Annotated in this window: 7 protein-coding genes; 5 read left to right on the forward strand and 2 right to left on the reverse strand. The window is 68.5% G+C overall.

The features are described 5' to 3' along the window. The first annotated feature begins 56 nt into the window (after nt 1-56). The 5 genes from PO605_RS21535 to PO605_RS21555 all read left to right on the forward strand — a co-directional run bounded on the left by PO605_RS21535 (nt 57) and on the right by PO605_RS21555 (nt 5254). Entirely contained in the window at nt 57-797 is a 741-nt protein-coding gene (locus PO605_RS21535; RefSeq protein WP_012202467.1) for a helix-turn-helix domain-containing protein, read from the forward strand. Nucleotides 798-979: 182 nt separating this feature from the next. Then, nucleotides 980-1369, forward strand: coding sequence for a YXWGXW repeat-containing protein (locus tag PO605_RS21540; RefSeq protein WP_016450353.1), 390 nt, complete (start codon nt 980-982; stop codon nt 1367-1369). A 162-nt stretch (nt 1370-1531) separates the two neighbouring features. After that, entirely contained in the window at nt 1532-2539 is a 1008-nt protein-coding gene (locus PO605_RS21545) for a Bug family tripartite tricarboxylate transporter substrate binding protein (RefSeq protein WP_047474342.1), read from the forward strand. A 65-nt stretch (nt 2540-2604) separates the two neighbouring features. After that, nucleotides 2605-4086: a SidA/IucD/PvdA family monooxygenase gene (locus PO605_RS21550; protein WP_047474341.1), complete on the forward strand. Its 1482-nt coding sequence runs from the start codon at nt 2605-2607 to the stop codon at nt 4084-4086. A gap of 7 nt (nt 4087-4093) precedes the next feature. Further along, on the forward strand, nt 4094-5254 hold the full coding sequence (locus PO605_RS21555) for a CMD domain-containing protein (protein ID WP_082001640.1): 1161 nt from the start codon (nt 4094-4096) through the stop codon (nt 5252-5254). Nucleotides 5255-5389: 135 nt separating this feature from the next. On the opposite strand, the gene PO605_RS21560 is transcribed toward PO605_RS21555, so the two are convergent. Together PO605_RS21560 and PO605_RS21565 are read right to left on the reverse strand one after the other, a co-directional pair. Continuing rightward, complete coding sequence (locus PO605_RS21560; protein WP_272206863.1) at nt 5390-8008, reverse strand: sulfite reductase flavoprotein subunit alpha; 2619 nt, start codon at nt 8006-8008, stop codon at nt 5390-5392. Between the two features lie 321 nt (nt 8009-8329). Next, complete coding sequence (locus PO605_RS21565) at nt 8330-12523, reverse strand: beta strand repeat-containing protein (RefSeq protein WP_272206864.1); 4194 nt, start codon at nt 12521-12523, stop codon at nt 8330-8332. Between the last annotated feature and the right edge of the window lie 148 nt (nt 12524-12671).

Genomic DNA, 12671 nt, shown 5'->3' on the forward strand with positions numbered 1-12671 from the left:
CGTTTTTCTGCACCCGCCGCGCAAACCAGCACCTCGGGTATCGATAATCGCTACCCATGAGCACCACTGCCGACCTCGTCATCGCCCTCAAGAAGGAACTCAAGGCCGCCCAGATGACCTATGCCGACCTGGCGCGCGCCCTGGGCATGGCCGAGTCCAGCGTCAAGCGCATGCTGGCCAAGGGCGACATGCCGCTGTCGCGCATCGATGCCATCTGCCGCGCGCTGAGCCTGGACTTCGCCGACCTGGCACGCCGCGTGGCCGACAGCCAGCCGCTGCTGCAGGAGATGACGCCCGAGCAGGAGAACGCCGTGGTCGCCGACCGCAAGCTGCTGCTGATGGCCATCTGCGTGCTCAGCCAGTGGACGCTGGAGCAGATCGTGGCCACCTACCGCATGACCGAGGCCGAAGGCATCCGCTACCTGGCCCAGCTGGACCGCATCGGCATCATCGAGCTGCGCCCCGGCAACCGCTACCGGCTGCGCCTGGCCAAGACCTTCCGCTGGCGCGCGCGCGGGCCGGTGATGGAGTACTTCCGCGAGAACGCCGTGCTCGACTATTTCGGCGGCGGCTTCGACCAGCCGGGCGAGGGCATGCTGATGGTGCACGGCTCCATCGGCCGGCATCTGGCGCCCAGCTTCGTGGAACGCATACAGCGGCTGGCCCATGATTTTTCCCAGCAGCACCTGCAGGACCAGCGCCTGCCGCCGGGCCAGCGCGAGGGCTACACCCTGGTGCTGGCCATGCGCAGCTGGGAATTCACGGCGTTCACGGCCCTGAGAAGAGGCACTGTCTGACGGCGGCTGCAGGACGGCAGCCTGCGCTGCAGCGCCTGGCAACAAGGCTTCACCAAGGCGATACACAAGATTGCAAGACTTCGCGTCGCGGCAACCCGGGCTTGACGCAGCACTCGCACCATGCAGTCATGGATTCCCGTCACAGGGACTCCAGCCCGATGAACCAAGGACAAGGAGCCGCCATGATTTCCCTTCGCACACCGCTGATCGCCGCGACCGTGGCCCTGGCCGGATGGGCCGGGACCGCGCAGGCCCAGGCCAACGTGACCTACGCGGCGCCGGGTGCCGCCATCTCTGTGCAGTTCGGCGCGCCGCCCCCCATGCGCTACGAGGCCGTTCCGGCACCGCGCCGCGGCTATGTGTGGGCGCCGGGCTACTGGCGCCCGCAGGGCCACCGCCATGCCTGGGTGGCCGGCCACTGGGTCAAGGCGCGCCCCGGCTATGTGTACCGCCAGCCCGTGTGGTCGCAGCACGGTGGCCGCTGGGGCTACGCACCCGGCCGCTGGGACCGTGACCGCGACGGCGTGCCGGACCGCCATGACCGCCGCCCCAACAACCCCTACCGCCATTGAGGGGCGCTTGCGCCCGGCATGAAGCCCGCCCCATCGGCGGGCTTTTTGCTGAGCGCTGCGGCCATGCCCACACTGGCTTCATACCAACATATGCATATAAAAGTGGCTCATTAAGTTCTCAGGAAAATATGGGAATTGATTCACCGGATTTCCCTGCACACCATGCGCCCCTCGCTTTTCCGCTCCTGGATTCCCGCCGCCGCCGCGGCCCTGGCCGTCCTCGGCTCCACCGCAGCGGTGGCAGCCGATTCGGCGGCTTCGTGGCCGCACCAGCCCGTGACCATGATCCTGGGCTTCCCGGCAGGCTCGGGCGTGGACGTGATCGCGCGCGGCGTGCAGGAGCCGCTGTCCCAGCGCCTGGGCCAGCCCCTGATCATTGACTACAAGTCGGGTGCGGCCGGCAACATCGCCAGCGAGATCGTGGCGCGCGCCAAGCCGGACGGCTACACGCTGGCCTTCGGCACGGCGGCTACGCACGGCAGCAATGCGGCGCTTTACAAGAAGCTGCCGTTTGACGTGGAAACCGACTTCGTGCCGGTGGCGCCGCTGATCGATGTGTCCAACGTGCTGACCATCAATCCCAACGTGATCAACGTCAAGAACCTCAAGGAGTTCGTGGACGAGATCAAGGCCAACCCCGGCAAGTACAACTACGCCTCCACGGGCAACGGCGCGGGCACGCACATGGCCTTTGCCGAGTTCAATGCGCGCCTGGGCCTGAACATGGTCCACGTGCCCTACAAGGGCGGCCCCGAGGCCATCACCTCGGTGCTGCGCGGCGAGACCTGCTGCATCATGAACCAGGTCCAGACCGTGCTGCCGCACTACAAGAGCGGCAAGGTGCGCCTGCTGGGCGTGACCACGGCCAAGCCCGTGGAAGTGATCAAGGAAGTGCCCACCATCGCCTCCAGCGGCCTGACGGGCACCAAGGGCTTCGACAGCTCGATCTGGTTCGGCATCTTCGCGCCCAAGGGCACGGACCCGGCCATCGTGGCCAAGCTCGGCCAGGCCGTGCGCGAGGTGCTGGAGCTGCCCGAGGTGCGTGCGCGCTTCGAGTCCCAGGGCAACGCCATCCGCATCGAGACGCCCGAGCAGTTCAAGAAAACCGTGCACAACGACCGCCTGAAGTGGGCACAGGTGGTCAAAGACGCGAAAATCAGCATCGATTGATGCCGCGCGCGCCCGCAGGCCCTGCCCCGCTGGCGCGCCTTTCCTCGTGAGTTCCTGGTGAGTCTATGTCCCTGACCGAACCGGCAGCCCCGGCCCCTGCGGGCCTGGCTGCCCTTGAAGAACGCCTGCGCGACGACCTCGTCGCCCTGGGCTGGCCTGCCAAGGCCTGGATTCCTCCCTCCACCCGCGACGGCCAGCCCGTGCACGATGTCCTGGTCATCGGCGCCGGCCAGGCCGGCCTGGCCCTGTCGGCCGCGCTGTCCCAGCTGGGCATCGCGGCCGTTTTGCTGGACAAGGCCCCGCTGGACTTCGAAGGCCCCTGGGCCACGACGGCGCGCATGGAAACCCTGCGCTCGCCCAAGGAGCTGACCGGCCCTGCGCTGGGCCTGCCCTCGCTGACCTTCCGCGCCTGGTTCATCGCCCAATGGGGCCGCGAAGCCTGGGTCGCGCTGGACAAGATCCCGCGCCTGCAGTGGATGGACTACCTGCGCTGGTACCGCCGCGTGATGCGCTGCGACGTGCGCAACGGCCACCAGGTCACGGCCATCCGCCCGCAGGCCGACGGCACGGTCGAGGTCGATGTGACGGCCGATGGCGCCTCGCGCACCTGGCTGGCACGCCGCGTGGTGCTGGCCACGGGCCGCGACGGCCTGGGCGGCCCGCAGATCCCCGCCTTCATGCAGGGTGTGGACCGCAGCCGCTGGGCGCACTCCTCCGACGTGCTCGACTACAGCCGCCTGGCAGGCCTGCACGTGGGCGTGGTGGGCGCGGGCTCGTCGGCCATGGACAGCGCGGCCACCGCGCTGGAGAACGGCGCCGCCAGCGTGGACCTGCTGGTGCGCCGCAGCGACCTGCCGCGCATCAACAAATCCAAGGGCTCGGGCACGCCCGGCCTCACGCACGGCCAGTTCCTGCTGCCCGACGCCTGGAAATGGCGCATACGCCACTACATCAACGTGCAGCAGGTGCCACCGCCGCACGGCAGCACGCTGCGCGTCTCGCGCCACGCCAACGCCCACTTCAACCTGGGCTGCGCCGTGCAGAAGGTGGAGCAGGCAGGCGACAAGCTGCGCGTGAGCACGCCGCGCGGCGTGTTTACGCTGGACTTCCTGATCGTCTCCACCGGCTTTGCCATCGACTGGCGCCAGCGCCCCGAGTTCGCCGACCTGGCGCCCCATGTGCGCATCTGGAGCGACCGCTTCGTGCCCGAGACGGGTGCCGAGGACCAGGAACTGTCGGACTCGCCCGACCTGGGCCCGCTGTTCGAGTTCCAGGAAAAGACGCCCGGCGCCCTGCCCGGCCTGGACCATGTGCACTGCTTTTGCTATCCGGCCGCGCTGTCGCACGGCACGGTGTCGGGTGATATCCCCGCCATCAGCGACGGCGCGCGCAAGCTGGCCCAGGGCCTGGCCTCGCTGTTCTACCGCGAGGACCTGGAACACCACTACGCCCAGCTGCAGTCCTATTCCGAGCCCGAGCTCGACGGCGGCGAATGGACGCCCGCCGACCCCGAAGCCCGTGTGCGGGCCCTGGCAGACAAGACCTGAGATACCCATGACCACCGCCAACGACACCATCGACCGCCTGGCCGGCCTGACCGCCCAGTCCCCCGTTTTCGCCACGCGCCGCCAGCGCGACAAGGTGGCCATTGCCACCCAGGCCTGCGAGGACCTGCTGCTGGGCGACGGCCTGGCCGACAGCCTGTCGCGTGCCGAGCGCCTGGTGCTGGCCAGCGAGCAATGCCGCGTCAGCGGCGTCCAGGCCCTGGCCGATGAATACCGCCAGCGTGCCGAGTCCCTGGGCGACGCCCTGACGCCCGCGCTGCGCACCGTGCTGGCCCAGCCCGGCGCCCAGACCGGCAACGCCCGCCTGGATGCGGCCCTGCACTTCGTGCGCACCCTGGCCCTGCACCCGGCCGAAAGCGACCGCGCGGCCCTGCTGGCCATGCCCGAGTCCGGCCTGTCCATCGACGACACCGTGCTGGTGGCCCAGCTGGTGGGTTTCATCGCCTACCAGTTGCGCCTGTTCGCGGGCGTGCAGGCCATGGTCGCGCTGGGAGGCCAGGCCAGCGCACCGGCTGCCGAAGCCGCCGCCGCACCCTTCGTGCACCCCGCCAACCTGCCGCCACCGGGCGAGCCGCTGCGCCGCAACGGCTACACCAGCGAGACGCTGGACTGGACGTCCTGGCTGCCCGTGCTCGACCCTGCCACGGCCACGGCCGAGCAGCAGGCCGTGCTGGACCTGAGCCACCCCAAGGCGCGCACGTCGGACTTCTACCTGCTGCTGGCCCGCCAGCCGCGCGTGCTGTCGGAGCGCTCGCAGGCCTTCAACGCCATCATGTACGCGCCCGGTGGCCTGTCGCGCGCCGAGCGCGAGGTGGCGGCCACGGCCGTCTCGCGCTCCAACGGTTGCGTGTACTGCGCATCGGTCCACGCCCAGCGCTTCGAGCAGCTGGCCAAGCGCAACGATGTCATGGCCCAGATGTTCGACGACCCGGACACGGCCGGCACCAATGCGCGCGAACGCGCCATCATCCAGTCCTCGCTGGCCCTGACGCGCTCACCGGGCAGCTTTGGCGCTGCCCAGCTGCAGCCGCTGCGCGATGCCGGCCTCACCGACCAGGAAATCCTGGACATGCTGCATTCGGCCGCGCTGTTCGGCTGGGCGAACCGGTTGATGCTCAATCTCGGGAAAGAGAAGTACATCACCCCCTGAGGCGCTTGCGCGCCTTCCCCCTCTCTCGCACGCGGGAGGGGGACGACAGCCTCGCTGCGGGGCGGCCCTTGCTTGCTGTCCCCTGCTTTGGGGCCGCGCCGGTTTTATCCGCTGCGTCCAGCATGCGCACCACGTTCAGTACACGTCTCTTCTGTAACGGCCTTCGACGATCAGGTCTTCGACGGCCGTAGCGCCCAGGATGTCGGCCAGCGCGGCATCGACGCCTGCGGCCATGCCGTCGGCGCTGCCGCAGACGTAGAGCACGGCGCCGTCGGCGATCCAGCCGCGCAGGGGTTCGGCGGCTTCGCGCAGGGCGTCCTGCACGTAGCGGCGCCGGGCCTGGTCGCGGGAATAGATGAAGTCGGCACGCTCCAGCTTGCCGGCAGCCAGCCAGTTGGAGACCTCGGCCTCGCAGTACCCGTCATGGGCCCGCTGGCGTTCGCCGAACAGCAGCCAGTTGCGGTGGCGGCCTGCGTGCATGCGCGCCAGCAGGTGGCCGCGCAGGCCGGCATAGCCGGAGCCGTTGCCGATGAAGATGGCCGGAGCGTCGGGCTCGGCACCTGCCTCTTCACGCGGCTCGAAGGCGCGGTTTTCCACCAGTCTCATGGCCACGGACGTGCCCCGGGCCGCATGCGCCGTCAGCCAGCCCGACGCCACGCCCAGGCCGCCGTCATGGCGTGCCTGGCGCACCAGCAGCCGCACATGGCCGTCCTGCGGCAGCGAGGCGACCGAGTAGCTGCGCGGCAGCAGGGGCCGCAGCGCATCGGCCACGGCCTGGGGCGCGGTGCCGGGGGCGATGTCGCCCGGGGCCGGCAGCACGCTGGCGGCCAGCGCCTCGGCCAGCGTGCAGGTCTGCTGGCGCCATTGCACGGGGGCCGAACCATCACATTCCTGGGCGGCCAGCCAGGCCTGCACGGTGGCTGTGCCATGGCGTGGCAGCACCTCGGCCAGCGCACCAGCCCGCCACAGCGGGGCCACGCCTTCGGGCGGTGCCAAGTCCAGTACATAAAGCCCTGCGCCCTGGCTGCCCGCGTTGCACAGGCTGCGCGCCTGCAGCGGCCATGCGGCAAAGGCCGTGGCATCGGCAAGCGGTTCCGCCGAAGACGCAGGCAGGGCATCGCACACGGGCAGCACGGCGCCGAAATGCCCTGCCAGCGCCTGCTGCCAGGCATGCCAGGCCTGGGCGTCCTCGCCATCCATCTCGATCAGCGGAAACACGGGCTGTGCGCCCAGGCGGCGCAGTTGGTGGTCCAGTGCATGGCCAAAGCCGCAGAAGGCCGCGTACTGCCGATCGCCCAGCGCCAGCAGGCCGTATTGCAGGTGCGGCAGGGCCGAGCCCGAGGCCGCGCCCAGCAGGCGGGCAAAGCGGCGCGCGGCATCCGGCGGGTCGCCTTCGCCAAAGGTGCTGGCCACGAAGAGCACGCGCCGATGGTGGCGCAGTTGCTCGGCATCCAGCGCCGCCACGGATTGCAGGCTGGCCGCCATTCCCGCCCCCCGCAGCACGGCCACGGTGGCCACGGCCAGGCGCTCGGCGCGGCCGGCCTGGCTGGCGAAGGCGACCAGCACGGTGTCCTGGCCTGCAGGCGCGGACGGTGGCGGGTCCGCCATCAGCGCCTGGCGCTCCTTGGCCAGGGCGCGCGCCTTGCGCCGGCGGTCCAGGTAGAGCATCCAGCCCGTGATGGCGAACAGGGGCATGATCAGCGAGGCCAGCGTCATGAAGATGCGCCCCGGCATGCCGAAATAGGTGCCCATGTGCAGCGGGTAGATGGCGCCTACGGCGCGGCGGCCCGTGGGCAGGTCGGCATAGCGCTCGTCGCGCTGCACGGCGCCGTCGGGCAGCAGGGCCATCTGGTTGCGCGCGCGCTCATGGGTGGCATCGGCATCCAGCCAGCTGATCTGCAGGGGCTGGCCCGCGCGCTCGGGCAGGCGCAGCTGGGCGAACTGCCAGCCATGGGCGATGCGCTCGAAGGCGGCCCAGCCAGGCGCGATGTCGATGGGCTGCTGCGCGCCAGCCGGCTCAGGCCGGCCGCCACCTGGTTTCGAGGACGGCGCCGCGGGAGCGGCCACACGCGGCGGCACGCCGGCCCAGCCGTCCACCGTGCTGCGCACCACGCCAAAGGCCCAGTACATGCCGGTGCAGGTGAACACCACATAGGCCACCAGGGCCCAGGTGCCCGCCACCGAGTGCAGGCCCCAGAGAAAGGAGCGGCCCTTGAGCGCCGGGTCGAAGGTCAGCCAGGTGCGCCATGACAGCGGCCGGCGCGGCCAGCGCAGGTACAGGCCCGACAGCGACAGCATCAGCAACAGGCCGGCCAGCGTGCCCGTGATGGGCTTGCCGTCATCGCGCGACAGCAGCAGCCAGCGGTGCAGGCGCTCCACCCATTCGAAGAACTCCGTGCCGTGCTGCTCAGGCAGCTGCGCGCCCGTGTAGGGATCGACAAAGACCGTCTGGCCCCGGCGCTGGCCGGCCGGCGGCTTGAAGGCCACCTGGGCCGAGCGGCCGGGCTCGGCAAAGATGGTGATGCGCTGGACCACGCGCTGCTCGCCGGCCTCGCGCAGCGCCTGCGCAATCTGCGGCGGCCCCAGCGGCGCGGCATCGCGCGCGGGCACGGAGGCAGTGCCGGGATTCATCCATCCCAGGATTTCCTCATGGAACGAGAACACCGCGCCCGACAGCCCGATGACGATGAGCACCGTGCCGGCCGTAATGCCGACGAACCAGTGCAACTGGAACCAGATTTTCTTGAAAGTCATGGGGAGCAGGCGGCGGCGTTCAGCGGTCCATCACGGTGCGCAACGGAACATCAGGACAGAACGGTGCATGGAAGGCAGGCGTGCAGGAATGAAGGGGCCAGGCGCCTGTGCGTCGGCCGGGACCCAGGGATGCAAGGCACCCATCAGCGCGAAATTCTAAATTGTTCTCATTTACGGCGTGTTGCACGCGCGATAGGCCCACAAGGCGGCCTGGGGTTTCGTGCAGGCTTGAGCCGCCGGGATGCAGCGCCTCTACCCAATGGAAATCGCCTGCCGAAACAGGTTCGGCAGGCGATGGTTCAGCGCCTCTTCAACCGTGTGTCAACCGCGTCTGCGGCGCAGATTCCACAGGCCTGCGGCCAGCATCAGCAGCATGGCCATGGCGAGCATGCGCGGTTCGAGCGCAGGGATCGGCCGGGCACCCGGCGCCGCACCCACACGCGCCGGACCGCTGGGATCCACGATCACGCCATTGGCTGCGCGATCGTCATCACCCTGGCCGCCATCGGTGACCACCACCGAGGTCGTATTGCCCGACACCACCGCACCCGCAGGCTGATACCAGGAGTCCGCCGCCCCTGCGGACGCTGGACCGAACTTCCAGTACGCCATGCCGGTCACCGGCCCCGGCCAGGTGACGCTGACCGTGATCGAGCTGCTGGCCGTACAGCCCCGGGCCACGAAGTGCACATTGCCGTACGGGAAGCTCAACTGGCCCGGCGCACCCGGCGCAGCCGCGACGAAGGACGACTGCGACACATCGAACCCGCAGCCCGCGCCACCACCGCTCAAGGTCGCCGTGGCATTGCCTGCCCCGGTGGCTGTCGGACCCGTGAAGGTCTTTCCGAGCACGTTGAGCGAAGTCGTTGTGGCAGGTCCGGTATTGCCATTGCCGGGGTTGGTCTGGGTCGCGCTGATCGTGTGCAGACCCGGCGTCGGCAAGCCGCCGCCTGGCGTGCAGCTCCACGTCTGATCGGCCGCGACGATTGCCGTACACAGTGTCGTCGAGCCATCCTTCACCGTGATCGTGTAGCCCGGCGTGCCGGTGCCGGATATCTGCGGATAGCCTCCCACCGTGGTCGGCGAAACCGTCAACGTCGGAGCCACCGGCACCTGCGTGCTGGGAGTGACCGGCGTTGCTGGTGTCGATGCACAGTTCACCGTGCAACCGGCCGTCGGATTGACAGGGCTGATGCCGCCCGCCGGATCGTAGGAGGCCGTGTTGGTGCTCGAACCCACCGCCGTCGGCACAGCCGGCAGATTGAAGCTGCTGTTGCTGCCAGCCGCCACCGGCGTGGTGAAGCTCACCGTGCAAGACAGGATCGCCGTGCCATTGCCCACGAACGGGAAGGTGTTGGGCGTGCAGGTCGCACTGGCCACGTTCGCACCGGTCGGCACGCCTGTGATGCTGATACCCGCAGGCACCAGGTCCTTGATGGTCACGCTGGTGGCGGGGCCGAAGGCACTGGCAGCGTTGGACACGGAGAACGCGTAGTTGAACGCAGTCCCCACAGCCAAGCTACCGGGGTTGGCTTTGGTGACCGTCAGCGCAGGCGTACCAGGCGTGACCGGTGTGGTGGGTGTCGACGCGCAGTCTGTTGTGCACCCTGCCGTCGGATTGACAGGGCTGATGCCACCCGACGGATCGTAGGAAGCCGTGTTCGTGCTCGAACCCACAGCCGTCGGAACAGCCGGCAGATTGAAGCTGCTGTTGCTGCCAGCCGCCACCGGCGTGGTTAAGCTCACCGTGCAAGACAGGATCGCCGTGCCATTGCCCACGAAGGGGAAGGTATTGGGCGTGCAGGTCGCACTGGCCACGTTCGCACCGGTCGGCACGCCCGTGATGCTGATGCCTGCAGGCACCAGATCCTTGATGGTCACGCTGGTGGCGGGACCGAAGGCACTGGCGGCATTGGACACGGAGAACGCGTAGTTGAACGCAGTCCCCACAGCCAGGCTACCCGGGTTGGCCTTGGTAACCGTCAGCGCAGGCGTGCCAGGAGTGACTGGAGTCACCGGTGTGGAAGCGCAGTCTGTCGTGCAACCGGCTGTCGGATTGACGGGGCTGATGCCACCCGACGGATCGTAGGAAGCCGTGTTCGTGCTCGAACCCACAGCCGTCGGCACTGCCGGCAGGTTGAAGCTGGTGTTGCCACCCGCTGCCACTGCCGCCGTGAAGTTCACCGTACACGTCAGCACGGAGCTGCCATTGCCCGCAAACGGGAAGGTATTGGGCGTGCAGGTCGCACTGGCCACGTTTGCACCAGTCGGCACGCCCGTGATGCTGATGCCTGCCGGCACCAGGTCCTTGATGGTCACGCTGGTGGCGGGACCAAAGGCACTGGCCGCATTCGCTACCGTGAAGGCGTAGTTGAACGCAGTCCCCACAGCCAAGCTGCCGGGGTTGGCTTTGGTGACCGTCAGCGCAGGAGTACCAGGCGTCACCGGCGTGGAAGGCGTGGAAGCGCAGTCTGTCGTACACCCTGCCGTCGGATTGACCGGGCTGATGCCACCCGACGGATCGTAGGAAGCCGTGTTCGTGCTCGAACCCACAGCCGTCGGCACAGCCGGCAGGTTGAAGCTGCTGTTGCCACCGGCTGCGACCGAGGTCGTGAAGTTCACCGTGCACGTCAGGACAGTGCTGCCATTGCCCGTAAACGGGAAGGTGTTGGGCTTGGGCGAGCAGTCCACACTGGCCACGTTCGCACCTGTCGGCGCACCCGTGATGCGGATACCTGCAGGCACCAAGTCCTTGATGGTCACGCTGTTGGCAGGACCGAAGGCACCGGCCGCATTCGCTACCGTGAAGGTGTAGTTGAAGGGCGAACCTACGGCCAGGCTACCCGGATTGGCTTTGCTGACCGTCAGCGCAGGCGTACCAGGCGTGACCGGTGTGGTGGGAGTCGAAGCACAGTCCGTCGTGCAACCAGCCGTCGGATTGACAGGGCTGATGCCACCCGACGGATCGTAGGAGGCCGTGTTGGTGCTCGAACCCACAGCCGTCGGCACAGCCGGCAGGTTGAAGCTGGTGCTGGCACCGGCTGCGACCGAGGTCGTGAAGTTCACCGTACACGTCAGCACGGAGCTGCCGTTACCCGCAAACGGGAAGGTGTTGGGCGTGCAGGTCGCACTGGCCACGTTCGCGCCGGTCGGCACGCCCGTGATGCTGATGCCTGCGGGCACCAGATCCTTGATGGTCACGCTGGTGGCGGGACCAAAGGCACTGGCCGCATTCGCTACCGTGAAGGCGTAGTTGAAAGGCGTGCCCACAGCCAAGCTACCGGGGTTGGCCTTGGTAACCGTCAGCGCAGGCGTACCAGGGGTTACCGGCGTGGAAGGCGTCGATGCGCAATCCGTCGTGCAACCGGCCGTCGGATTGACCGGGCTGATGCCACCCGACGGATCGTAGGAGGCCGTGTTGGTGCTCGAACCCACCGCCGTCGGCACAGCCGGCAGGTTGAAGCTGGTGTTGCCACCGGCCGCCACTGCCGCAGTGAAGTTCACGGTGCAAGACAGGATCGCCGTGCCATTGCCCACGAAGGGGAAGGTGTTGGGCGTGCAGGTCGCACTGGCCACGTTCGCACCGCTCGGCACGCCCGTGATGCTGATGCCTGCCGGCACCAAGTCCTTGATGGTCACGCTGGTGGCGGGACCGAAGGCACTGGCAGCGTTGGACACGGAGAACGCGTAGTTGAACGCAGCCCCCACAGCCAGGCTACCCGGGTTGGCCTTGGTGACCGTCAGCGCTGGCGTACCAGGCGTGACCGGCGTGGAAGGCGTCGATGCGCAATCCGTCGTGCAACCGGCCGTCGGATTGACCGGGCTGATGCCACCCGACGGATCGTAGGAGGCCGTGTTGGTGCTCGAACCCACCGCCGTCGGCACAGCCGGCAGGTTGAAGCTGGTGTTGCCACCGGCCGCCACTGCCGCAGTGAAGTTCACGGTGCAAGACAGGATCGCCGTGCCATTGCCCACGAAGGGGAAGGTGTTGGGCGTGCAGGTCGCACTGGCCACGTTCGCACCGCTCGGCACGCCCGTGATGCTGATGCCTGCCGGCACCAAGTCCTTGATGGTCACGCTGGTGGCGGGACCGAAGGCACTGGCAGCGTTGGACACGGAGAACGCGTAGTTGAACGCAGCCCCCACAGCCAGGCTACCCGGGTTGGCCTTGGTGACCGTCAGCGCTGGCGTACCAGGCGTGACCGGCGTGGAAGGCGTCGATGCGCAATCGGTCGTGCAACCGGCCGTCGGATTGACGGGGCTGATGCCGCCCGACGGATCGTAGGAGGCCGTGTTGGTGCTCGAACCCACCGCCGTCGGAACAGCCGGCAGGTTGAAGCTGGTGTTGCCACCCGCCGCCACTGCCGCAGTGAAGTTCACCGTACACGTCAGCACGGAGCTGCCGTTACCCGCAAACGGGAAGGTGTTGGGCGTGCAGGTCGCACTGGACACGTTCGCACCGCTCGGCACGCCCGTGATGCTGATGCCTGCAGGCACCAGGTCCTTGATGGTCACGCTGGTGGCAGGACCAAACGCTCCAGCGGCGTTGGACACGGAGAACGCGTAGTTGAACGCAGTCCCCACAGCCAGGCTGCCCGGGTTGGCCTTGGTGACCGTCAGCGCTGGCGTACCAGGCGTGACTGGAGTCACCGGTGTGGAAGCG

The sequence above is a fragment of the Delftia sp. DT-2 genome (assembly GCF_028401915.1).
GTDB classification, from domain to species: Bacteria; Pseudomonadota; Gammaproteobacteria; order Burkholderiales; family Burkholderiaceae_C; genus Comamonas; species Comamonas tsuruhatensis.

What these genes read in the sequence shown, in the direction of transcription:
- PO605_RS21560 (WP_272206863.1), bottom strand. Translation starts at nt 8,008, where the DNA reads ATGACTTTCAAGAAAATCTGGTTCCAGTTGCACTGGTTCGTCGGCATT.
- PO605_RS21545 (WP_047474342.1), top strand. Translation starts at nt 1,532, where the DNA reads ATGCGCCCCTCGCTTTTCCGCTCCTGGATTCCCGCCGCCGCCGCGGCC.
- PO605_RS21535 (WP_012202467.1), top strand. Translation starts at nt 57, where the DNA reads ATGAGCACCACTGCCGACCTCGTCATCGCCCTCAAGAAGGAACTCAAG.
- PO605_RS21555 (WP_082001640.1), top strand. Translation starts at nt 4,094, where the DNA reads ATGACCACCGCCAACGACACCATCGACCGCCTGGCCGGCCTGACCGCC.
- PO605_RS21550 (WP_047474341.1), top strand. Translation starts at nt 2,605, where the DNA reads ATGTCCCTGACCGAACCGGCAGCCCCGGCCCCTGCGGGCCTGGCTGCC.
- PO605_RS21540 (WP_016450353.1), top strand. Translation starts at nt 980, where the DNA reads ATGATTTCCCTTCGCACACCGCTGATCGCCGCGACCGTGGCCCTGGCC.